Source organism: Streptococcus cameli, assembly GCF_053207365.1.
On sequence record NZ_JBRUIM010000001.1, the window covers coordinates 365,163 to 389,172 of the forward strand.

General features: G+C 40.5%; 22 protein-coding genes and 1 tRNA gene. 19 read left to right on the forward strand and 4 right to left on the reverse strand.

Going from position 1 to position 24,010, the window contains the following annotated elements:
- Positions 1–84 precede the first annotated feature (84 nt).
- A complete protein-coding gene (locus ACVR1I_RS01880; protein WP_447442351.1) occupies positions 85–3,060 on the forward strand; it encodes a GBS Bsp-like repeat-containing protein in 2,976 nt (991 codons plus the stop codon).
- A 92-nt stretch (positions 3,061–3,152) separates the two neighbouring features.
- Here the strand turns inward: ACVR1I_RS01880 and ACVR1I_RS01885 are convergent, their stop codons facing one another.
- Positions 3,153–4,094, reverse strand: coding sequence for a beta-1,6-N-acetylglucosaminyltransferase (locus tag ACVR1I_RS01885; RefSeq protein ID WP_447442352.1), 942 nt, complete (start codon positions 4,092–4,094; stop codon positions 3,153–3,155).
- A 121-nt stretch (positions 4,095–4,215) separates the two neighbouring features.
- On the opposite strand from ACVR1I_RS01885, the gene ACVR1I_RS01890 reads away from it, so the two are divergent.
- The 10 genes from ACVR1I_RS01890 (at position 4,216) to ACVR1I_RS01935 (ending at position 13,973) form a co-directional block, all read left to right on the forward strand.
- Positions 4,216–5,847, forward strand: a complete 1,632-nt coding sequence (locus tag ACVR1I_RS01890) for a putative polysaccharide biosynthesis protein (RefSeq protein WP_447442353.1) — start codon at positions 4,216–4,218, stop codon at positions 5,845–5,847.
- 104 nt (positions 5,848–5,951) lie between these two features.
- Positions 5,952–6,680: a UMP kinase gene (gene pyrH / locus ACVR1I_RS01895; protein ID WP_447442354.1), complete on the forward strand. Its 729-nt coding sequence runs from the start codon at positions 5,952–5,954 to the stop codon at positions 6,678–6,680.
- A gap of 10 nt (positions 6,681–6,690) precedes the next feature.
- Positions 6,691–7,248 carry a ribosome recycling factor gene (frr, locus tag ACVR1I_RS01900; protein ID WP_447442355.1) on the forward strand — a complete coding sequence of 186 codons (558 nt, stop codon included), beginning with the start codon at positions 6,691–6,693 and terminating at the stop codon, positions 7,246–7,248.
- A 105-nt stretch (positions 7,249–7,353) separates the two neighbouring features.
- On the forward strand, positions 7,354–8,208 hold the full coding sequence (locus tag ACVR1I_RS01905) for a CvfB family protein (protein ID WP_447442356.1): 855 nt from the start codon (positions 7,354–7,356) through the stop codon (positions 8,206–8,208).
- Positions 8,209–8,372: 164 nt separating this feature from the next.
- A complete protein-coding gene (locus ACVR1I_RS01910; RefSeq protein WP_447442357.1) occupies positions 8,373–10,451 on the forward strand; it encodes a BglG family transcription antiterminator in 2,079 nt (692 codons plus the stop codon).
- A complete protein-coding gene (locus ACVR1I_RS01915) occupies positions 10,451–10,759 on the forward strand; it encodes a PTS sugar transporter subunit IIB (RefSeq protein ID WP_447442358.1) in 309 nt (102 codons plus the stop codon). The genes ACVR1I_RS01910 and ACVR1I_RS01915 overlap by 1 nt, the downstream gene beginning before the upstream one ends.
- Before the next feature lie 17 nt (positions 10,760–10,776).
- A complete protein-coding gene (locus tag ACVR1I_RS01920) occupies positions 10,777–12,066 on the forward strand; it encodes a PTS sugar transporter subunit IIC (protein ID WP_447442359.1) in 1,290 nt (429 codons plus the stop codon).
- Positions 12,067–12,090: 24 nt separating this feature from the next.
- Positions 12,091–12,486, forward strand: a complete 396-nt coding sequence (locus tag ACVR1I_RS01925; protein ID WP_447442360.1) for a tetratricopeptide repeat protein — start codon at positions 12,091–12,093, stop codon at positions 12,484–12,486.
- 11 nt (positions 12,487–12,497) lie between these two features.
- Positions 12,498–13,361, forward strand: coding sequence for a class II fructose-bisphosphate aldolase (locus ACVR1I_RS01930; RefSeq protein ID WP_447442361.1), 864 nt, complete (start codon positions 12,498–12,500; stop codon positions 13,359–13,361).
- Between the two features lie 3 nt (positions 13,362–13,364).
- On the forward strand, positions 13,365–13,973 hold the full coding sequence (locus tag ACVR1I_RS01935; RefSeq protein ID WP_447442362.1) for a P-loop nucleotide/nucleoside kinase family protein: 609 nt from the start codon (positions 13,365–13,367) through the stop codon (positions 13,971–13,973).
- Positions 13,974–14,031: 58 nt separating this feature from the next.
- Here the strand turns inward: ACVR1I_RS01935 and ACVR1I_RS01940 are convergent, their stop codons facing one another.
- Both ACVR1I_RS01940 and ACVR1I_RS01945 read right to left on the reverse strand, forming a co-directional pair.
- The gene (locus ACVR1I_RS01940) at positions 14,032–15,687 is read right to left on the reverse strand and encodes an ATP-binding cassette domain-containing protein (RefSeq protein ID WP_447442363.1); all 1,656 of its coding nucleotides are present in this window, start codon (positions 15,685–15,687) and stop codon (positions 14,032–14,034) included.
- Positions 15,688–15,882: 195 nt separating this feature from the next.
- The gene (locus ACVR1I_RS01945) at positions 15,883–16,725 is read right to left on the reverse strand and encodes an aldo/keto reductase (RefSeq protein WP_447442364.1); all 843 of its coding nucleotides are present in this window, start codon (positions 16,723–16,725) and stop codon (positions 15,883–15,885) included.
- Positions 16,726–16,813: 88 nt separating this feature from the next.
- On the opposite strand from ACVR1I_RS01945, the gene ACVR1I_RS01950 reads away from it, so the two are divergent.
- The 7 genes from ACVR1I_RS01950 to ACVR1I_RS01980 all read left to right on the forward strand — a co-directional run bounded on the left by ACVR1I_RS01950 (position 16,814) and on the right by ACVR1I_RS01980 (position 22,589).
- Positions 16,814–17,029 carry a YozE family protein gene (locus ACVR1I_RS01950; protein ID WP_447442365.1) on the forward strand — a complete coding sequence of 72 codons (216 nt, stop codon included), beginning with the start codon at positions 16,814–16,816 and terminating at the stop codon, positions 17,027–17,029.
- 10 nt (positions 17,030–17,039) lie between these two features.
- Positions 17,040–17,498: an HIT family protein gene (locus ACVR1I_RS01955; RefSeq protein WP_447442366.1), complete on the forward strand. Its 459-nt coding sequence runs from the start codon at positions 17,040–17,042 to the stop codon at positions 17,496–17,498.
- An 83-nt stretch (positions 17,499–17,581) separates the two neighbouring features.
- Complete coding sequence (locus ACVR1I_RS01960) at positions 17,582–18,628, forward strand: PhoH family protein (RefSeq protein ID WP_447442367.1); 1,047 nt, start codon at positions 17,582–17,584, stop codon at positions 18,626–18,628.
- Complete coding sequence (locus tag ACVR1I_RS01965; RefSeq protein WP_447442368.1) at positions 18,621–19,202, forward strand: uracil-DNA glycosylase family protein; 582 nt, start codon at positions 18,621–18,623, stop codon at positions 19,200–19,202. Before ACVR1I_RS01960 ends, ACVR1I_RS01965 begins: the two co-directional genes overlap by 8 nt.
- 49 nt (positions 19,203–19,251) lie before the next feature.
- Positions 19,252–20,325: an ABC transporter permease gene (locus ACVR1I_RS01970; protein WP_447442369.1), complete on the forward strand. Its 1,074-nt coding sequence runs from the start codon at positions 19,252–19,254 to the stop codon at positions 20,323–20,325.
- An 8-nt stretch (positions 20,326–20,333) separates the two neighbouring features.
- On the forward strand, positions 20,334–21,005 hold the full coding sequence (locus ACVR1I_RS01975) for an ABC transporter ATP-binding protein (RefSeq protein WP_447442370.1): 672 nt from the start codon (positions 20,334–20,336) through the stop codon (positions 21,003–21,005).
- A 78-nt stretch (positions 21,006–21,083) separates the two neighbouring features.
- Complete coding sequence (locus ACVR1I_RS01980; protein ID WP_447442371.1) at positions 21,084–22,589, forward strand: phosphohexomutase domain-containing protein; 1,506 nt, start codon at positions 21,084–21,086, stop codon at positions 22,587–22,589.
- A gap of 32 nt (positions 22,590–22,621) precedes the next feature.
- Here ACVR1I_RS01980 and ald read toward each other — a convergent pair whose 3' ends face one another.
- The gene (gene ald, locus ACVR1I_RS01985) at positions 22,622–23,737 is read right to left on the reverse strand and encodes an alanine dehydrogenase (RefSeq protein ID WP_447442372.1); all 1,116 of its coding nucleotides are present in this window, start codon (positions 23,735–23,737) and stop codon (positions 22,622–22,624) included.
- Positions 23,738–23,869: 132 nt separating this feature from the next.
- Here ald and ACVR1I_RS01990 point away from each other — a divergent pair.
- Positions 23,870–23,942: transfer RNA gene (locus ACVR1I_RS01990), tRNA-Thr, on the forward strand.
- Positions 23,943–24,010 lie beyond the last annotated feature (68 nt).

Sequence of the window (24,010 nt, forward strand, 5' to 3'; positions counted from 1 at the left end):
AGTTTGACAGGTACAAAAGGAAAATAGTATACTATATTAGTAAAATATTCTATTTTTTTCTATAGAAAGCAATAAGGAGAAATAATGAAAAATCGGAAGAACAGACGGTTGTCCAAGTGTTCGACTGCTATTGCAGTGAGCGTTTTGTTACTATCTCAGAGCCTACCTGTATTTGCTTTGGGAGAGAATTCAGGAACAAGTTCTACTGCTAGTACTAGTTCTAGCAATATTGTTGCACCAAGTAGTACTGTATCTTCTAGTACAGCTACAATTGCTTCAACCTCTTCTTCGTCAGAAGAAATACCTTCTAACTCCTCGGTAACGCTTCCTACTAGTCAAGAACCATCTTCGTCAGTTGTTACGCCAACCGAACCTGCTCTTTCTACTTCTAGTTCAGAAATTCCTCAAGACGCACCGACTCAACCGGCTACTTCAGTAGTTGATATCACTTTTACAAAAGCCCAGCTGAGTATTGAAGATTATAAGGTCGATTCGCCATTTTTTACAGTAAGATTAAAAAGTGATGCAACAACGACACCTGTCAAAAGTGCTCGGATTGCAATTTGGTCTGAAGAAAATGGACAAGATGATTTGTCTTGGATTGCAATTCCAATTCAGTCTAATCAAGGTAGTTTGAGTGTCGATTTAACTTCTCTTCCTAAATATACTGGGAAAGGGCCGTATATTGTTCATGCCTATACCGTCTACCAAAATGGTCAAGAGGTTGGGGTAAATTTAGGCAAATTGGAATTTTCCATTCCAGCACCAAGTATTCAAGTCGAAGCAATCAGCTCCAAACAATATAAGGTAACCATCCAACATGTTCCGACGACACTGGCCAATATTTTGGTTCCAATTTGGTCAGATAAAGATGGCCAAGATGACTTGAAATGGTATCGTGCAAACCATAAGGGCAATGGTCAATGGGAAGTTGTTCTTAATGTAGCGGATCACAAGCATACCTTAGGACACTACCAAGTCCATGTCTATGGCACCCATAAGAAAACAGGCAAACAGAACTTGCTAGTTGCGGGTTCTGGTTTTGCACATAGTAAAGGTAAGGCAAATGCCTCTATTGCCTTACATGCAAATCCAAACCCAACTCATCAATTTGATGTTTCAATCGCCTCCGTTAAGGATACTGCGCCAATTGAGATGGTGGAAGTAGCGGTTTGGAGCGAAAAAAATGGCCAAGATGACTTGAAATGGTATCGAATTCCAGTTGCTGATGGTAAGGGGAGAGTGACAGTTGATGTTCGCCACCATGGCAATGAGTCAGGGAATTACATTGTTCATGTATATACGACTTATCAAGGACTTGGAAAACAGGGTACGAATCTTGGCTTGATTGCTATTCAAGCACCTGTTTCTAAACATGACTTACAAGCTAAGATGACTGAAAAGGGTCTACAAGCACAATTAGTATCTACTGATGTTTCTGATTATAGCAAGGTCAGATTGGCTGTATGGTCAGAAGCTAATGGTCAAGATGACTTAAAATGGTATACTCCATCAAAAACTGGGGAGCTCTTGATACCTTATACAGCCTTGTCTGAATTTGGTAAATACCAGGTTCATGCCTACTTATCTAACAATGGTCGCATGCGTGGTCTGACAACTACTACGACCAATCTGGATAAACCAACGTTTACTTCTTTGATTAAAAAAACAAGCGACACAAGCTATACAATTGATGTCACAAATGTTCCAAACTATGTGAGTGAACTCACCATTCCAGTTTGGTCAGAAAAAGGTGGCCAAGACGATTTGAAGTGGTATCCTGCTAAAAAGGTAGCGAGTGGGCATTATCAGGTCCGCGTTTTCTTGTCAGAACACCAATTTACCACAGGTAAATACCAGGCTCACATTTATTTTAAGGCACCGTTTTTGAAGAACCAGTACGGTGGCGGGGTAACGCCAGGGTTTATGGTAGGTGATTTGGGAAATGCTCGAGCTAGTATGAATATCACCAATGTTAACCATCAAGCAGGTCGTTTTGATGTAGTGATTTCCAATGTTGTAGCACCAGGTGGATTACAGTCTGTGCAAGTTCCAGTTTGGTCAGAGATCAATGGACAAGACGATATCAGATGGTACACTGCTAAAAAACAAGGAGATGGCACCTATAAGGTAACGGTTTCAGCGGCAGATCATAAATACAGTTTTGGAAAGTACCATGTCCATGCTTACCTAGTTGATTCTTTATCCAAGCGGACGGGGATTGCCGTCGCAACGACTCATTTGGATACACCGAAGATGGTGACAAAAATTCAGCTCGCTTACCAAGGAATGGGAAATTACACTGTTCGTTTTGAGCCAGTGTTTGGTGCTGGTCGAGTGAAGTATGCGGTCTGGTCAGAAGTTGGTGGCCAAGATGATTTGAAGTGGTACGAGGCCAATCGCCATGGAGATGTTGTATTTGCCAGTCATTTTAATGTTCAAGCACATTCTGGAACAGGACGTTACCAGATTCATGCCTATGCAGAATCAAATGGTCAAATGATTGGATTGGGCGTTTCTAGCTTCCATGTTGCGAAATCTCATTATCAAGCTCCGTATTTTTCACAATTAGATGCGAGATGGAGCGGATTGTTGTATGGTAGATGGTATTTTGGACCAACAGGTTGCGTGCCTGCTACGATGGCCATGATTATCTCAGGTATCAAGGGGAATATTGTCACTCCTGCTCAAGTGGGTCATTATTTACATTACAATACGTTAGAATTTAATCGAAACTTTATGGGGACCAGCTCACGAGGGATTGTTTTAGCGGCAAAACATTGGGGATTAAAAGCATCTGCCCTGAATTCATATGCTGCTTTTGAAACAGCACTTAAGGAAGGATATTATATCGCAGCTGGTGTTGGAAATAGTAAGTATGTTCGAGGTGGTGGCCATCAAATTTTATTAAAAGGTTATCAAAATGGACAGACCTATGTCTTGGATCCTTATAATCCATCTAATAACGGTTGGACAAGTTTGGCTTATATTTGGAGTGTACCAAGTACAGACCCAATTGATCGAACAGAAGGGATGCCATTTATTCGCATTTCAGATTAAATAGCCAACAATTAGTTGCGTTTACTTGCTTGATTTTCTAAAAAGAAAAACTCCTCGAGAGGCTGTTCCAACAGTTGTTCGAGGAGTTTTTATTAGTTTTTAACTTTTTCAAGGATAAATTCCTTGAGACCTGGATATTTATCTAAGTCGAATTTTCGAGAGAAGAAGTGGCCGAGTTGGCGGCCTTTTTCCAGCTGAGCCAAGTCTTCAGCTTTGTCTGTCCATTCATAAGGATGGCCATCCCACCAGTTGATATAATTGAGATTGCCTTGTAATTCGTCAGGAATGTCGTTTACGGGCTCGTAATGGTAGATGCGATCTAGCATATTGACTTTTTTCAATACCAAAGGTAGGAAATATTCATCTGAGCAAAAAGTAAACTTGAAATGCTTTCGGATAAAAGCTTCTTCTGAAAGAATGGCTAAGACGACAGCATGTGGAAGAGATTTCCACTCAGAGAAGCCATCAAAGCCCATCTCAACACGTTTTCCATGCAAGCGATCCACTTTAAGCCAGGTTTGAATCTTATTTTCTGCAATCTGATAGGCCCTTAATAATTTTCGGGGGAGAGGAGAAAGTGTTCTTGGATGGATGCGACGGGAGAAATGGTAATGCTCTACCAATTTATGCAACTTTAATTCTTCAGCTTCTTCTTGGTTGTAGCGGGCGATAAAAATATTGTCCGTTTTATCAGCAAAGAAGGCATGAATAGTCTCTTGAGAGGCTAGTGGAAGATGGGTACCAGAAATCAAATGATAGAGGTCATACTGACCTGTTGCAATGGCTGTTTTATATAGAATTAATTCACACTCTACTAATGAAAAATGTCCCCAGTGCACCGCGATTCTTGGTGTAAAATAGACATTGGAGTGCACCGCGGCTTCTCGAATATTTTGAAGTTCTTCTTCAGAAATCTGACTACGTTTGTCAATGTGAATAAAAATATCATTACGAGGGTCATCTAACAGGGAGATTTGAAAAGCCAATTGTTCAAATTTGTCATAAGCGATGATTAAATAGGCGTGTTTCTTCATGTGTTTCCTTTTCTATCCTTCTAAAGGCTTATTTTATTCTATCTTAAATGTTCCCGTTTTACAAGTTACAAGGAAAAGTTTATAATGAATTACTGAATAGTCTATGAAGAAAGAGAAAAAGATGTCGACAACTACACAACAAAATCACCAAGCAACCATGGTTCGTGGGATGGCCTGGTTAACAGCAGGAAATTTCATTAGCCGCCTCTTAGGTGTTCTCTATATTATTCCATGGTATGCCATGCTAGGTGAAAATCAGGATGTGGCCAATGGTTTGTTTAATATGGGCTACCAAGTCTATGCTAATTTTTTATTGATTTCAACGGTTGGTTTACCAACAGCGGTTGCCAAACAAATTGCCAAGTACAATACCCTGGGTCGAGAAGATATTTCCTATTATTTAGTACGAGAGTTCTTTAAATTGATGTTGGTTCTAGGGGCCATATTTGCAGGTGTAATGTATCTGGCATCACCGCTGTTAGCAGAGATGTCAGGCTCAAAAGAGTTGTTGATACCTGTGATGTATAGTCTGGTTCCTCCTCTCTTTATTTTCCCAGCCATGAGTATTATGCGTGGTTTTTTCCAAGGTCACAACGACTTAAAACCTTATGCCATTAGTCAGGTGGCAGAACAAGTTGTTCGTGTCATCTGGATTTTATTGACTACTTTTTACATTATGAAGTTGGGTTCTGGCCATTACCACGAAGCGGTTATTCAATCCACTTTTGCTGCTTTTATCGGAATGATTGCTAGTGTTGCCTTTTTACTTTATGTCATGCAAAAACGTGGTTTAATTGTAAAAATATATCATAGCAAGCAGGCTTCGGGTGAGGTACAACTCAAGCCTTTGATTATTGAAACGGTTAAAGAGGCTATTCCGCTCATTATTTTGGGAAGTGCTTTTCAAATTTACCAATTTATTGACCAAATGACCTTTGCCAATACCTTGCATGCGATCACTGGTCAAACTAAGGATGAATTGATTGTTTGGTATTCCTACATGACGGCCAATCCAAGTAAGATTACTATGCTCATTATCGGGATTACAGGGTCTTTAGCCAGTATTGTCATTCCCTTGATTACGGGTCAATTTGTCAAAAAGAATCAACAAGCTGTTTCGGAATTGATGACGGGTAACTTACAAATGCTCTTTGTTTTTGTAATGCCGGCAGTGATTGGTGCTATCCTAGTAGCCCGGCCACTCTATGCTGTCTTTTACAAAGATCCAAGTTACTTAGAGATTCAATTGTTTGTCGTTAATCTTCTATTGATTTTTGTGCAAGGTTTGTATTCTGTCTTTGGAGCCATTATTCAGGCCATTTTTGAAAATCGCAGGGCTATTTTCTTCTTTGCTCTTGGTTTTATGGTCAAAGTTGCCTTGCAGATTCCGTTTTTATACCTTTTTCAGGTATATGGCTCTTTAGTATCATCAGCTATCGGCTTGTCAGTCTCTACTTACTTCTTTGCCCGTCGTATCAATCGAGTTGTTCCTTTTGATCAGGTAAAAATTCGCCAGGATCTTCTGAGCATTAGCATGAGTACATTCATAATGGCTGTCTGCGTATTTGTAGTGGAATGGGGCTTGACTCAGCTCTATCCACCGACAGGAAAAATAGCTAGTCTGGTGCATTTGGTTATTTCTGGTGGTGTTGGAATCCTTATTTATGGTGTCTTAACCTTAAAATCACGTCAGATTGACTGCTTAATTGGGGCCAGAGCCAATACGCTTCGTCAAAAATTACGAATTTCCTAAAGAAAAACCAGTCTGGTTTTTCTTTTTTGTTAGAGATAATACTATATAAAAACGATTTTTTGTGATAAAATGGTTAAGATAATAAAGAGGAGTATGAGGAAACAATGAAACCAAAATATGAACGCATTCTGATTAAGTTATCTGGTGAGGCTTTGGCTGGTGATCGTGGTGTCGGGATTGACTTACCAACGGTTCAATTGATGGCAAAAGAAATTGCGGAGGTTCATGATTCAGGGATTCAAATTGCCTTGGTCATTGGCGGTGGAAACTTGTGGCGAGGTGAGCCAGCAGCAGAAGCCGGTATGGATCGTGTCCAAGCGGACTACACAGGTATGCTTGGTACAGTGATGAATGCCCTTGTGATGGCAGATAGTTTGCAACAATATGGTGTAGATACCCGTGTGCAAACAGCTATTCCAATGCAAAATGTAGCAGAACCGTACATTCGTGGACGCGCTCTTCGCCATTTGGAAAAAGATCGGATTGTCATTTTTGGTGCTGGGATTGGCTCCCCTTACTTCTCAACAGACACAACCGCAGCCCTTCGTGCAGCTGAAATTGAAGCAGATGCTATCCTCATGGCTAAAAATGGTGTCGATGGTGTCTACAATGCCGATCCGAAGAAGGATGCCAATGCCGTTAAATTTAACGAATTGACCCACCGTGAAGTCATTAGCCGTGGCCTCAAAATTATGGACGCGACAGCATCGACATTGTCAATGGACAATGATATTGACCTCGTTGTCTTTAATATGAACGAACCAGGTAATATCAAGCGTGTTGTCTTTGGTGAAGCCATCGGTACCACTGTTTCAAATAAGGAAGAAAAATAAAGGAGAAGTTATGTCAAAGGAAATTGTTACAAAAGCCCAAGAACGCATGAGTCAATCTCACCAGAGTTTGGTTCGTGAATTTGGAAATATCCGTGCTGGTCGTGCCAATGCCAGTCTCTTAGACCGCATTCAAGTAGAATATTACGGTGCCCTAACTCCCCTCAATCAATTAGCTGGAATTACGATTCCAGAAGCGCGTGTGCTCTTGATCACACCATTTGATAAGTCGATTTTAAAAGAAATTGAGAGGGCCTTAAACGCTTCAGACCTCGGTTTAACACCACAGTCAGACGGTACCGTTATCCGTTTGGTCATTCCAGCTTTGACGGAAGAAACCCGTAAAAACTTGGCCAAAGAAGTGAAAAAAGTGGGTGAAAACTCTAAGATTGCTATCCGCAACATCCGTCGTGATGCCATGGATGAAGCTAAAAAAGCTGAAAAGGCCAAAGAGATTACAGAAGATGAATTGAAGGGTCTTGAAAAAGACATTCAAAAAGTAACCGATGATGCCATCAAACACATTGATGAGATGACAGCGACGAAAGAAAAAGAATTGCTAGAAGTTTAATCACGGATTTGCTTGTCATAGGACCAGTTCAGATTAAACTGTACTGGTGCAATGAACCAAAGGAGTCAGTGAAATCCTCGCTGGCTCCATTTTTAGAAAGAAAAGATGAATCAATTACTTGCAACCTTTGTCACAGGTATAGTGACAGATGAAAATACGGATTTTTACTTTATCCAAAAAGATGGCTTGACCTTTGCCCTTTCAAAGGAAGAAGGGGAGCACCGTTTGGGGGAATCCGTTAAGGGATTTGCTTACACGGATATGAAGCAACGCTTGCGCCTGACGACCAAAGAGGTTGGTGTGACCCAGACACAATTTGGCTGGGGGACTGTGACCGAAGTGCGGAAGGACCTAGGTGTGTTCTTAGATACTGGACTTCCAGATAAGGAAGTGGTTGTGTCGCTAGATATTCTGCCAGAAATCAAGGAACTTTGGCCGAAAAAAGGAGACCAGCTCTACGTTAAGTACCATGTAGACAAGAAGGACCGGATTTGGGCTTCGCCAGCCTTTCCAGAAGATTTTCAAAAGGTGGCTGGACCAGCCTATGACAACATGCAAAACCAAGTGTTGCGGGCGATTGTCTACCGCTTGAAATTAAATGGAACCTTTGTCTATTTGCCAGACAACAATATGCTGGGCTTTATCCATCCAAGTGAGCGTTATAGTGAACCGCGTTTGGGTCAGGAATTAAAGGTTCGAGTGATTGGCTACCGCCAAGTTGACCGTACACTCAATCTATCCTTGAAACCCCGCTCCTTTGAGATGTTGGAAAATGATGCCCAAATGATTTTGACCTATTTGGAAGCAAATGGTGGCTTTATGACCCTCAATGATAAGTCCTCACCAGAAGACATTCAGGCGACCTTTGGCATTTCGAAAGGCCAATTTAAAAAGGCTCTAGGTGGACTTATGAAGGCTAAAAAAATCAAACAAGACGCCCTTGGAACAGAACTCATCTAAGGTGCGCACTAACAAGAAAAACAGACTGAGCTTTCTCGGTCTGTTTTGTTGTATAGGAAGAGTGAAAATTAGGTTTAGTTTTTTGCAATATAAACTTGCAAAAATATCTACTACAAATAAAAACGCTTTCAAGTTATACTTGAACTATAAGAAAGGTGGGAAATATGAAAGACCGTTCTCTACACATCTTAAATAGGTTACTCATTTCAAAGTTTCCTATACCAATCAAACGTTTTGAGACAGATCTTTCGATAAGTTCTAGGACGATTCGAAATGAAATCTTGACGATAAATGAATTTTTAAGAGAACATGAATTTTTAGAAATAAAATCTATCAGAACTCAAGGAGTGCAACTTCAACTATCTGATAATGAAAAAGATCGTTTGCGAAATTTACTTCGTTTAAGCGATGGGCATGAATTTTTAAGCAGAGAAGAACGACAGTTAGATTTAATCTTATCAATTGCTTTTGGTAAAGAAGGTATTTTTCTCAATAAAAAAGAAATTGAATATGATGTATCGAAATCTACGATGGACGAAGATATGCGGCAGTTAAGACGGCTGTTGAAGTCATATCATATTGATATCGTCAGCCATCCCAAAGACGGTCTTTTGTTTGAAGGAAAAGAATCGTCGATTAGGATTATGCTTTTTAAAATTTTAGGACAAGAGATGGTCATTTCACACTATCGTGTAGAAATTACCAAATCTAAAATTATTTCAGAGCATATTCCTGAAAAATTTCTATACCAATTGGAATCAATATTTGACAAGACAATTTCAGACAGAGAAGATAACCTATATCGCATGTACTTTAATTTGTTTACAGGCATTTGGTTATTGAGGTTAAGTTCTGGCAACTTTATTAGTGAAAAAACTGAGGATGAAGTGATTCATCTAACGCCTTCTATAGATAGTTATCTGAATCAAGTCTATGAAGAATTTCCAATTGTCATTCCAAAATGGGAAAAGAGTTATATCGCTTTTATATTAAAAACACTTTACACCAATGAAAATGATAATCCGACAAATTGGTTAGAGTTGCAAATGATGATTGTTCAATTGATTCATTATGTCTCTGAAAAAACTGGAATTCCATTTGCTAAAAAAGAAAATCAACTTCAAAAAGGATTATATAACCATATGGTCGGTATGGTAGCACGAGTTTCTAAGGGAATTCAATTGTCTAATCCACTTACTGAACGCATTAAGCATAGTTATGGAACAATCTATTTAGCAGTTAAAGAATTTTCTAAGCGGTTAAGTCAAATTTTAGAGAATGATATCATCGATGATGAAGTTGCATTTTTGACAATACATTTCTCAACTGCATTAAGTGAGATAAATCAATCAAAACAAGGTTCATATCGTGCAGTTGTCATATGTAATCAAGGGATGGTAACTGGCAAGCTATTAGCTGAAAATTTAAAAGAGTATTTCAACATTGAAGTACTTGCAGTATTAAATTCAAGAGAAATAGATGTTGTCCAAAAATTAGATGTTGATTTGGTTTTCTCTACGATTGAATTAGAATACTATGAGAAACCGTTTTTGGTTTTAGAATCTATTATTCAAGAGGACACGAAAGAAAGAATTCAACAGTTTCTAAAACTTCATCAGGATAAACAAATTATCATCAATCATAAACACGATTATACGTCACTATTTCTAGATATTTTAAAAGAATTTGAAAAGCATCATTCTCTAGATAAAGGAGTATATGAGCAGATTGAAAATTTATTTCATAAAAATCAGTTACGGATTAATAAAAGAGAGGTACAGCCAATGATACAAGATATTCTAACAGATGACAAAATTGTTATCTGGAATCAAAAAGAAACCTGGCGTGATGCGATTAAAATTGCAGGGAATGTTTTGCACCAACAAGATATTATTGAAGAATCTTATATTGATGCCATGATTCAGAGTGTGGAAAACTACGGGCCTTATATAGTTATGGCACCTGGAATGGCTTTGGCTCACGCTAGACCTGAAGATGGGGCCAAACAACTGGGTTTGAGTTTAGTGATATTTGAAGAACCAGTACAATTTGAAGATGAGAATGAAGAAAAACCTGTTCAAGTTATGTTTTGTTTATCAGCAGTAGATGCATTCTCTCATTTGAATGTCATGAAGAGTCTAGTTAGCCTGATTCGAGATACGGATAAGATTGAGCAATTATCTCAAGCAAGAGATATAAATACAGTAAAACAAATTCTATTCCATTCAAAGGAGGAAAAATAATGGGTAAGAAGTTAGAAATTTTATTTGTTTGTGGTGCAGGGCTAGGAAGTAGCTTTGCAGCTCAAATGGCCGCTGAGGATGTTTTAAACAAATATCAGGTTGATGCAAAATTAGACCACGTTGATATTTCTACAGCAGCTTCAGTGCAACCAGATATTATTATCACCGCACAAAACTTCCAAAAGCAATTTGCAACTTTTTCAATAGATGAAAGTAAAACTTCTATTATCTATCTTAAAAACATTGTTTCTTCAGCAGAAATTGAAGAAAAATTACTTCCAGTTCTAAAAGAAAAAAATATTTTATAAAAAAGGAGATTTAGGAAATGGGAATTGTTAATTTTATTATCAATAACATTCTAACTCAGGCAGCTATTACGATTGCCCTTATTGCAATGTTAGGTTTGGTTTTACAGAAGAAATCATTTGGACAAGTTATTTCTGGAACATTGAAAACACTATTAGGTTTCCAGGTTCTCAGTGCAGGATCAAGTATTATTGTTGGAAGTTTGACTTATTTTGGTGAAATTTTCCAGAAAGGTTTCCATACTCAAGGTATTGTTCCATCAATTGAAGCAATCAATGGTCAAGCAATGAATGACTTAGGATTAGGTAGCGATATTGCACTGACTTTCTTAGCCATCTTTGTATTTAACATTATTTTTGCTCGTATTACGAAATGGAAATATATTTTCCTAACAGGACAAGCGATTCTATGGATGGCAACCATGACAACTGTCTTTGGTTATTTCGCAGGACTTCGTGGCTTTGTTCTAATTATTCTCGGTGGTATTGTCGGTGGTTTCTTTGCTGTTGCAATGCCAGCTATCGCACAACCGATTATTCGAAAAGTAACTGGATCAAATGATATCGCTCTTGGGCATTTCTGTACGATTGGTTATCTTTTTGAAGCGGGTGTAGCTAAAATCTTTGGCGAAAAAGGAGAAAACAAACGCTCTATTGAAGATATCGAACTTCCAAAAGCTTTCGACTTCCTTCAACATACTTATTTATCAGTAATGGTAGTGATGGTTCCACTTTATATTGTGACTGCTATCTTTGCTGGACCAGACGCAGTTGATACAGGTAGCCAACAATATGTGATGTATGCTTTCATGCAATCAATTCAGTTTGTAGTTGGTGTATATGTATTGCTTGCTGGTGTTCGTTTGCTCTTGGCAGAAATCGTTCCTGCTTTCCGTGGAATTGCGATGAAATTGGTTCCAGATGCTATTCCAGCATTGGACTGTCCTGTATTCTTCCCTTATTCACCTAATGCAGTTATCCTTGGCTTCATTACAACAACTATTGGTACAGTTATTGCAATGTTAACTCTCCCATTGTTTGGATTAGCAACTATCTTACCAGGTATGTTAACTAACTTCTTTGCTGGTGGTACAGCAGGTATCTTTGGTAATGCTGTTGGTGGAAGAAGAGGTGCTATCATCGGTGGTATTGCTCATGGATTCTTCATTACTTTATTACCAGCATTATTGGTAACTGCCTTTAATACTCTTGGTTTTGTAAATGCGACTGCAACTGACGTAGATACTGTAGCAGCAGCATTACTCTACGCATGGATCCTTAGTCCAATCTTTAGAATGATGGGTATCTAATTGCTTTAAGAAAGAGAGAAAGATATGTTTTCATTTTTTAAAAAGAAAGAAAAAACAACTTCAAAAGAAGTTGTAGAACCTTTATTATCTGAAGAAGATAAAACTGAAATACAAAATAATATCGCTGCAGAAGAATCTTTACTAGAAACTTTGCATTCAGAAGAAGATTTGGCAGTATCATATGAAAAAATTGGTATCTGGAAATCTGAATTAAATGATGTAGATGGGGCTATAAAAGCTTTGGAAACTAGTCTTGATAAGAAACTATCAATGGGTGATGGTTATAAAAAGCTAATGAGTCTCTATAATCAAAAACGTGCACAAGCAGCTAAAGAAAGAGATAACGAAGGGATTGATTACTACATGTCTAAAATGGATGACATGCGTAATATAGCCAAAAAGTTAACACTGTCTAGATAAGGAGTTGAGACATGTATAAAACGATGAAAGAAGTAACTGAAGTTGCTGAAAAATTAAATATGACTGTTGGTGCATTTAATATGCACAATTTAGAAATGCTTCCAGATATGATTCGAGCTGCTGAGGAAATGGGTGCCCCAATCATTATTCAAACGAGTATTGATACAGCCAAATATATCGGATATAACGTCATCGTGGCGGTTGTCAAAGAACTAGCAAATAATAGTCTAGTTGATGTTGCTCTCCACCTAGATCATGCTAGAGATATTGAAGCTATTAAAGATGCAATTGATGCCGGTTATTCTAGTATTATGTTTGATGGTTCAAATCTTCCATTTAAGGAAAATATTGAAAAAACAAGATTGGTAGCTGAGTATGCTCATGCACGTGGTGTTTCGGTTGAAGGAGAGCTAGGTACCATTGGTGGAACAGAAGAAGGTATTTCGGTTGCAGAAAATGACAAGGTATACACTCGCCCAGAAGATGCAGTAGTCTTTGTTAGAGAAACAGGAGTAGATGCTTTAGCTGTTGCGATTGGAACCAACCATGGTCAATTTAAATCTAAAACGGATGTACAGGTTCCATTATTAAAAGAAATTCATAATGTAGTTGACGTTCCATTGGTTATCCACGGTGGAACTGGTGTGAAAGAAGAAGACTATCCAGAATTAATTAATAATGGTATCCGTAAATTTAATGTCGGAACTGAATTATTGGTAAATTGGACCCAAGAGGCAAAAAATTGTTTTGCAGAAACAGCTGTTAACAAATCTCTTCGTTATAATGTGATTCCTGCCAACCAAAAAGTAAAAGAAATTGTCAAACATAAAATTTCTTTATTTATGAATACTGGCGAAGCACTAAATGTTAAATAACTCATGAAGAAATATTTGATTTTGATTGCTGGACCGCCGGCAACAGGAAAAAGTTATCTTGTCAATTTAATTCGTGAAACTCTTCCTAAGCTATTTGTTGTATCTCCAGATGAATTTAAAGAAGATATGGCGGAAAGTGTTGGTTTTAATAATTTATCTGAAAAAGATGAGTTGGAAAAAAAAGTTTGGCAATATTATTATCAGGCTTTAGATCTCTATATGTCTGTTGGGAAACAATTTGTTTTAACAGAATACCCATTTTCACATAAGCAAAAAGATCACTTTATTGCATTATCTGAAAAACATCATTATGAAATTATAACCATTCGCTTAGTAGCTGATTTTGAAGTTTTATGGGAAAGAAGACGTAAGAGGGATATAGATGAAAGCCGGCATTTAAGCTTCATTATGAGTCATTATCATTATGGTGATGTTATAGAAGATCGTACATTAGCGGATAATCATATAACAAAACAGGCATTTCATCAAATTATTGAAGATAGGCAATACAATCATTTTTCATTAGGAAAATTATATGAGTTTGATGTCACTGATTTTGATAAAGTAGATTATTCACCAATGTTAGAAGAATTATCTAATTTAAAAAATTAGCTAACAGAAAAAACAGACTGAGACTTCTCGGTCTGTTTTGTTGTTAAGGCACATCTATTTAGACAGTCAAATTGATAATTTGGTAGTTTTGAGAGTGTATTGGCTCCAGTTGGTGGCTGACATGGATGAGGGTTGTATCTAGCGAGTGGAGGTAATCTTCAATCGCTTGACGGCTTGTGGGGTCAATAGCAGAAAGACTTTCATCTAATAGCAAGAAGGGTTTGTCCAGAAGAAGGGCCCGTATCAAGCAAATTTTCTGGGCTTGTCCTCCAGATGGACGGCATTGCCCGTCTAAAATTGTGTCAAATCCGTGAGGAAGACTAGTGAACCAATCAGTTAACGCCAATTTGTTAAAAAGGCTGAGTACACGTTCTTCTTCTAGGGGGGCACCAAGTGTCAGGTTAAAGGCCAAGCTTTCTTGAAAGAGGTAGGCTGTTTGCGGAAGGTAGGTTAAAAAGGAATTGATATTATGTTGGCTCAGTTTGCTCATTGCTTGCTCACCGTAGCGAATGAGTCCGTTACTGGCCTGTAATTCACCAGCCAATAATTTTAAGAGGGTTGATTTTCCACGACCAGAAGGGCCTGTAATGGCGTATTTTTGACCAGCTTGAAAAGCAAGGTTCAGGTTTTGGAAGATGGGTTGGTTTTCATATGAAAAGGAGAGATCTACCACGTCTATGTTTGCTTGTTTCAAGACGATTTGTTCTTCCTCAGATTTTTGGTTTGGTAAGGCTGCGAATTTTTCAAAAATGGGCTGGCAGGACTTGAGTTCACTGGCATTGGCTAAAAAGCCTGTCAAACTGGTAAAGATGGTTGAGGCAAAATATTGGGAAGAAGTTACCGCACCAACAGGCACTAATCCACGGGAAAACAAGTAACCAGCTTGGGTCAAAATGGCAATTTGGCTGGCCATAGACAGGAGATTTTGTGTGACCATAAAGTGTCCAAAGGTGGTGCTGTAGTCAATCTTGCTTTTGGCAAAATTGTGTGAAGCTTCTTCGATTTTTTGTGGCAGGACAAAAAGACGGTTGGCTGTTAGTAAGGCTTGAAAGCCTTCTAGAACATCTGTAATCTGGGCCAATAAGGCCTCTTGTTTCTTGGTAAAGAGCAGAGCTTTTTCCTCAATCGCTTTTTGGAAGACCTTAGGAACAAGTTGCATCAAGGCTGCAAAGAAAATCAGTGTCACGGCAAACGTCGGGTGAAACCGCAACAAGGTCAGGGCTCCGATAAGGGCATTCATGCCTTGCATGATCATGTATTCTAAGACTTCAAAGCCCAAATCATTGATGGTTGCCACATCATTGGTCAACCAAGACGCATAGGTTTCGGGAGTTTCCTTTTGGAAGGTTTGGCTATCCGCATAGCTTAGGGCTTGGGCAATATCCTTGCGTAATTCCGTATCTATGGCTTGAATGGCCCGTTCACGCCAGTGGTTAACTTGTTGGATTTGGAGACTCCAAAGCAGGTAGACCAGAAAAATTCCCAAACAAGTCAAGAAGAAGGTCTGAAACTCAAGGGCGACTAGGCTTGTCAGGGCGCGGGCGCTCAAAATCCCATTTGCCCACAAGCAAGCAGAGTTGATGATTAGCCAAAAGAGAAGAATGCTATTTTCCTTAGGGCAACGGTAAAGATAGGTTTTAATCGACATAAAAAATCCTTTCAAAGAGGCGGTCAGGACCGCAGAGTAAGCTCTCTGAAAGGATGTTCTAATCATTGATGTAGGGACTTTCTTAGTACACGACAAAAGACCCTGATGAGGTAGAAACCGAATCAAAGAGCGACGATAGGTGTGTAGTTCTTTTCATTTTTAACATAGATTCGGTCCTCCTTTTGTTGTAGTTGTAGCTAGTGTACCATAGGAAGTTGGTCTTGGCAAGCTCTTTTTACGATTGTGATGCCATGCTTGTGATTAGGCTTGGTGGATCATCCCGATATGGCACATAATCCACGTCCACCATTTCGGTTCTGTAAAGAGTGGCTGGTTTTTATCCAATCCTTCAATCACTTGGATTTCGTCTGCACTCAGCTTAATTGCTTGGCTATCAAGATTGCTGGCGATGTGGGCTGGATTTTTAGAGCCAACGATAGGAACGACTCCAGAATGCAGGTGCCAGGCTAGGATAATGTTGACAGGAGTGGTGTGGTGCTTTGTGGCCAAGTCTTTCAAGATGGTTTCTTGCAAGAGACCACTTTTACCAGAGCCCAGTGGGTACCATGCCTGGATGGTCATATTTTCTTTTTGGGCGAAGGTTTTCATCTCCTTTTGTTGGTAGTAGGGGTGGCACTCTTCTTGTAAGACTGTTGGGCGTATTCTAGCCGTGCTGAGAATCTCTTTGATTTGAGAAATACTAAAGTTGGACAGGCCAATAGCTTTGATTCTACCGGCTAGAACTTCTTCTTCGAGGGCTTTCCAAGCTGTCTTGTAATCGCCGATAGGACGGTGCAAGAGGACCAAATCAAGGTAGTCCGTTTGCAGGCGGTCCAGGGTAGTGGCAAGGGCTTTTTTGAGCTTGTAAGCAGCAAAATCGGTTGGCCAAATTTTAGACGTGAGGTAGTAGTCATGTCTGGCTACTCCAGAGGCTTGTAGACCTCTTCCTACAACGCGTTCGTTTTGGTAGCGGTTAGCGGCATCAAAAAGCCGAAAACCATTTGCAACAGCTACTTGGATCAAGTCTTCCCCTTCTTGTTTTTGAAGTCCAAATGTGCCAAATCCGATCGGTGGCATCTGTAAAGATTGATGTTCTCTTGTCATCGTTTTCTCCTTTTGTCTATTGTAACACAGGAAGACTGTTCTGTTTTATTTTATGGTATAATGTATCAGAATAAAATGAGGTGAGAACATGCGAAAATCCTTTTACACTTGGCTAATGACAGAGCGAAATCCTAAATCCAACCAACCGGTGGCGCTTTTAGCAGATTTGGCCTTTGAAGACACTACTTTTCCAAAGCACACAGATGATTTTGATACCATCAGTCGCTACCTAGAAGATGAGGCGAGCTTTGCCTTTCATTTAGGAGACTTTGACCGTATTTGGGAAGACTATTTGAGCCATTAAGGAGAAATACATGTGTTTGATTTGTGAGCGAATCGGGGCCATTAAAAACGGACGAAATCCTTATTTTGTCGCAGAGCTGGAAACGGGCTACGTTGTGATTGGAGACCACCAGTATTTTCAAGGTTACACTCTCTTTTTGAGCAAAGAGCATGTAACGGAACTCCATTTTTTAGATAAGCAAGTGCGCAATCAGCATTTGGTTGAAATGGCTGATGTGGCAGAAGCTGTAGCCCAAGCTTTTGGTTCCCAGAAAATGAACATTGAATCGCTAGGCAATGGGGATGCCCACCTGCATTGGCACCTCTTTCCGCGTCAAGATGGCGATTTGAAGCAGTATGGCCACAAGGGGAAAGGTCCCGTCTGGTGGTTACCATTTGAGGAAATGACCAGTGAAAAACAACTTGTCTCTGGCCAGCAATTGGAAGAGATGAAAAGGCGTTTAGCTCAGTCTCTGGAGAAGTTGAGATAAGAACAAATCACGCTTTGTCGTGATTTTTTGCTGTAAATAAGCTATAATGAAAGAAGGAAAAACGAAAGTAAGAGGTAGCCTATTTGCAAGAGTATTCTGTTGAGATTGCTTTAAAGCACCCAGATGATGTGATGGCCCTGTTTGGCAGTAACGAACGCCATCTGCGCTTTATGGAAGAAAATCTTGGAGTGATCATTCACGCGCGTACGGAGCGGATCCAAATCTTGGGAGATGATGAAGAGGCGATTGAAGTAGCCCGCTTAACCATTGAAGCCCTCTTGGTCTTGGTGGGACGTGGCATGTTGGTCAACACTTCGGATGTGGTGACGGCCTTGTCCATGGCCCAAAATGGGACCATTGACAAGTTTGTCGCCCTGTACGAAGAAGAAATTATTAAGGACAATGCTGGTAAAGCGATTCGAATTAAGACACTGGGGCAAAAGGTCTATGTCGACAGTGTTAAACGCCACGATGTGGTCTTTGGAATTGGTCCTGCAGGCACAGGAAAAACCTTTTTAGCGGTGACCTTGGCTGTGACTGCTCTCAAGCGAGGTCAAGTCAAGCGGATTATCCTGACCCGTCCGGCTGTAGAAGCTGGTGAAAGCCTCGGATTTTTGCCAGGAGATTTAAAGGAAAAAGTAGATCCCTATCTTCGTCCTGTTTACGATGCCCTTTACCAAATTCTAGGAAAAGAGCAGACGACCCGTTTGATGGAAAGAGAAATCATTGAGATTGCTCCTTTGGCCTACATGCGGGGGCGGACCTTGGATGATGCCTTTGTGATTTTGGATGAAGCTCAAAATACAACCATCATGCAGATGAAGATGTTCTTGACCCGTCTTGGTTTTAATTCTAAGATGATCATCAACGGAGACGTTAGTCAAATTGACTTGCCACGAAATGTCAAGTCGGGCTTGATTGATGCCAAGGACAAACTGGGCCATATCTCCCAAATTGATTTTGTATACCTATCTGCCAAGGATGTGGTGCGCCACCCTGTGGTAGCGGACATCATCAAGGCCTACGAAACAGAGGCAGAGCGCCGCTCTTTTCCCAAAAATGAACAGGCAGAGAAAACCAGCTATGAGACCATTGGACAACCGGCAGTAGACAAAGATGACCATGGATAAACTGAAGGCTGCCATCAAACTGGATGAGGCCAATGCTGTTTATACACAGGTGGGTATTGAGCCTCTCTTTCAGGCGCCGGCATCTGCTCGAATCTTATTGATTGGGCAGGCACCTGGTCTTTTAGCCCAGGAAAAGGGACAACTCTTTCAAGACCGGAGTGGGGATCGCTTGCGGGACTGGCTGGGTGTGGATGAGGAAACGTTTTATGACTCGGGCCTTTTTGCAATCTTGCCCATGGATTTCTATTTCCCAGGTTCTGGAAAATCGGGTGATTTGCCACCTCGAAAGGGTTTTGCGCAAAAATGGCATCCCCAGTTGCTGGCCCAGATGCCGGCAATCGAGTTGACCATTTTGATTGGCCAGTATGCCCAAGCCCACTATCTAGGGGACCAGCGCAAAGAAAATCTAACTGCCACTGTTCGAGATGCTAAAGATTATTTGCCAACATACTTTCCCTTAGTACACCCCTCGCCTCGCAATCAAATCTGGTTAGCCAAGAATCCTTGGTTTCAAACGGAGACAGTACCGCTTTTAAAAGAGCACATTTCACATATTTTATCATACAAGAACTGACGAAAAGATGGAGCTTGTCTCCATCTTGTTTTTTTAGAAAGGAGAGAACGTGTTTCTCGCATTGAATGAAATCAAACAAGCCAAGCTTCGCTATGGCTTAATCATCAGCCTGATCTTACTGATCTCGTACTTGGTCTTTTTTCTAGTTGGATTGGCTAATGGTTTAGCCAATTTGAATCGAAGTGGTGTCGATTTTTGGAAAGCCGATACGGTTTTGCTGGCTGAAGATGCCTACCAAACCCTGACCTTGTCTAGTTTTGAAAGAGACTTGGTACAAGAAGTCGAGGCGGACAAGGCCAGTCCTTTGGCCCTCCAATCGGTTGTCAGCTGGGTTGTCGAAGACCCTGCGGATGAAGACAAGGTCAAGGCTACCATTTTTGCCATAGAAGAAGATAGCTTCTTATCACCGACCATTATTGAAGGGGAAGCTATTTCTGATGAGGGGCAGGTCGTCATTTCCGAACGCTTGGCCAAGGAAAATGAATTTGCCATTGGGGATGAGGTTGAAATTGCAAAAACAGATGTTACTTTGGAGATTGTGGGCCTTGCCAAAGAAGCTAGTTACAATGTTGCGCCCCTCATGTACACCAATTTTGAGACATTTTCTACATTGCAAGCCTCTTCAATTTCTCAAGGAGAAGACCGCATCAATGCCATCGTCGTTCAAGGAGCGCTAAAGGATTACCCGAGTGAGCAGTTAGAAGCCATCACAATAGCTGAATTTATCAATAAAATCCCTGGCTACTCTGCCCAAGTTTTAACCTTTGGCTTTATGATTGGCTTTTTAATCTTAATTGTTGCGATTGTCATCGGTATTTTTATGTATGTTTTAACCATGCAAAAAACACAGATTTTTGGTGTAATGAAGACGCAAGGGATTTCAACAACCTATATCGGACGTTCTGTCCTTATTCAAACATTACTTTTAGTCGCGACTGGTGTTGGATTGGGCTTATTAGCAACGGTTGCATCTGCCCTTGTTTTACCGAGCCAGGTTCCTTTTCAGATGAATTGGACTCTAAATGGTCTGGTAGTGGCGTCATTGCTGCTATTTTCAACCCTCGGCAGTCTCTTTTCGGTTGGGATTATTGCTAAAATTGATCCCCTTAAAAGTATTAGTTAGGAGAGAGTATGACAGCATTACAATTAAAACAAGTCACGAAAACCTTTTTCGATGGAAATCAGGAGATTGTGGCCTTGCATCCAACTGACTTTTCAATTGAAAAGGGAGAATTTGTAGCCGTTATTGGTCCATCTGGTTCTGGAAAAAGTACCTTTTTAACCATTGCAGGTGGTTTGCAGCAGCCAACAAGTGGTGACGTATTGGTTGGGCAGCATTCCTACAGCAATTTATCAGAAAAAGACCGAGCAGCCTTGCGCTTTAAACAGATCGGTTTTGTTTTACAAAGTTCTAATCTGATTCCATATCTAACTGTTGAGCAACAGTTGCAGTTAGTGGATAAGATTACGAAAAAGCCACAAATTGAATTAAAAGAACAACTCTTGGAAGAATTAAGCGTGAGTCATTTAGCTAAGAAATTACCAAAGGATATTTCAGGTGGTGAACGACAGCGTGTGGCGATTGCGCGGGCACTCTACCATGATCCTGATATCATTTTAGCTGACGAGCCAACAGCTAGTTTGGATACGAATCGGGCCTATGAGGTGGTAGAGCTTTTGGCTAAAGAAGCTAAAAAACGCCAAAAAGCGATTGTCATGGTGACCCATGATCTTCGTATGATTGAAAACTGTGACAAGGTTTATGAGATGAAAGATGGTGTTCTTTCTCAAAAAACTTTCTAAAGATTTGCAAGCAGTTTCAAAAATCAAAAAATTATGATAGAATAGACCTGTGAAAGCGTTATTTCAAGGAGGTCACCTATGTCAAAATTGGCAACGTTACAAAATGGATCCGATATTCGAGGGATTGCCATCGCAACCGATGAACTCGCAGTTACCCTAACCCCAGAAGCTGTTAAAAGCATTGCGGCAGGATTGATTGCTTGGCTTCGAAAAGAAAATGAAGAGGCTTATCAAGCAGGCAAGCTCAAAATTGGTGTCGGAAGAGACAGTCGCCTCAGTGGGCCTCAGTTGGCTCAAATCTTGATGGATGAATTGACCGCCCAAGGTGTTCAAGTGCTTGATTTTGGATTAGCAACAACTCCAGCCATGTTTATGGCGACCCAGTACGACGAATTTTCCTGTGATGCGGGCGTTATGATTACAGCCAGCCATTTGCCATACTACTTTAATGGGATTAAGATTTTTAGCAAAAAAGGCGGAGCAGAACACGAAGATATCGATTTTATTTTAGAAAACACGGACTACAATCACCATGACCGTGAGGGACAAATCGAAAAAGCCGATATTCTAACTCCGTATTCCAAAGACTTGGTTGAAAAAATCCAAAAGGGTAGTGGTGTTGCTACTGATCAACCCTTGTCTGGGATGAAGATTATTGTGGATGCAGGAAATGGTGCGGGTGGTTTCTTTGCAGACAAAGTATTGGCGGTCTTAGGAGCAGATACAGATGGTTCGCAATTCTTAGAGCCGGATGGGACCTTCCCAAATCACATTCCAAACCCAGACAATAAGGAAGCTATGGCCAGCATTCAGGAGGCTGTTTTAAACCATAAGGCAGATTTAGGAATTATCTTTGATACCGATGTGGACCGGGCGGCAGTGGTGACCAGTAAGGGAGAAATTCTCAACCGTAACAATTTGATTGCTGTTTTAAGCCAGATTGCCCTTAGCGAACACCCAGGTACTAGCATTGTCACCAACTCACCAACTTCTGACCACCTTAAGGACTTTATTGAAAACTTAGGTGGCAAACAAATTCGCTATATTTCGGGCTACCGAAATGTCATCAATCGGGCGATTGCTGCAAATGAAGCGGGGATCGATTGCCAATTGGCTATTGAAACAAGTGGTCACGCAGCCTTTAAGGAAAATTATTTCCTAGATGATGGGACCTATGCAGCAGCTAAAATTCTTATGCTCTTGCCAAAACTAGTGGAAAAAGGCCAAACGGTCGATGATTTAATTGCTGATTTGAAACAACCTCTTGAAACACAAGAAGTCCGTTTTAAATTGGAAACCGAAGATTACAAAACCTTAGGAAAACAAGTTATTTCTGACTTGGAAAATCATGCAGTAGCAGGTTGGACCGTCAATCCTGAAAACGAAGAAGGCATCCGCTTTGTCTTGTCAGAGCCATTTGGCCAAGGTTGGTTCTTGCTCCGCATGAGCCTTCATGAGCCTCTCTTGGTCTTACAAGTTGAAAACGACGAAAAAGGACACATTCCTGCGGTTTTAAAAGAAATTAGCAACTTCCTTGATGCCTATCCAGAGGTCAATCAAAGTAAGTTAAAAGAATTAGTCTAATGAAAAAAGCTGGTGTTAACCAGCTTTTTTCATTATGACAATAAATCAGTCACGGGTGTATAAAGTCTTCCCAAACCTTCAGCAACAGGGAGGCTAGTGATATGGCCTTTATGGGTTGTAACGCCTTGTAGAAGACCACTATCATCGGCAATGGCTTGTTGGAATCCTTTGTTGGCCAATTCCAAGACATAAGGAAGGGTAACATTGGTCAAGGCCAAAGTTGATGTTCTAGCAACAGCACCTGGGATATTGGCCACTGCATAGTGGAGTACACCATGTTTTTCATAGACAGGGTTCTCATGGGTCGTTACTTGATCGGCTGTTTCGATGACACCGCCTTGGTCAACGGCCACATCCACTATAACAGATCCAGGACGCATGGTCTTCACCATCTCTTCTGTCACGAGCTTCGGTGCCTTGGCACCTGGAATTAAGACAGCACCAACGACCAAATCGGCATCTTGCACAGCTTGGGCGATATTAAACGGGTTGGACATGAGGGTTTGGATTTGGTTACCAAAGATATCCTCTAAGTCAGCCAAGCGTTTGGCAGAAATATCTAAAATGGTTACTTTTGCTCCGAATCCTAGGGCAACGCGGGCCGCTTGTGTTCCCACAACACCACCTCCAATAATGACGATGTTTCCTTTTGGTACCCCTGGAACACCACCCAATAGGACACCAGAACCACCTTCTTGTTTGGTCAGGAAGTGAGCCCCGATTTGGACAGCCATACGACCAGCGACCTCACTCATTGGGATCAAAAGTGGCAATTGACCAAAGTTATTGGTCACTGTTTCATAGGCGATACTCGTTGTTTTGGCCGTTAGCATAGCGTCTGCTAATGCTGGGGCTGGAGCCATATGGAGATAGGTAAAGAGGAGTAAATCTTCCCGTAAATAGCCATATTCAGCTTCCAAGGGTTCTTTAACTTTTAAGACCATTTGAGCAGCCCAAGCTTTCTGAGCAGTTGCCACAATTTGTGCCCCTTGTTCTTGGTAATCTTTATCTGCAAAACCAGATCCTTCACCAGCCCTTGTTTCGATCTGGACAGTATGGCCAGCTTGGACTAGACTTGCTACACCGGCAGGTGTTAAAGCCACGCGGTTTTCGTGATTTTTAATTTCTTTTGGAACCCCAATAATCATAGATTCACCTCATTTTCTGTTTTTTTCTATTCTAAAGAAAAATACACCAAAATGCAAGCTGGGACAGAAATCACGATTTCCAAACACAAAGATATTGACAAACGAAGAGAATATGATACAATTACATAGTATGCTGGTTTAGCTCAGTAGGCAGAGCGCATCCATGGTAAGGATGAGGTCGCCGGTTCGATCCCGGCAACTAGCATTGAATAAAAAAACTCCATATAGTTTCTATATGGAGTTTTTTTGTCCGTTGCAATGGACAAAAAAATA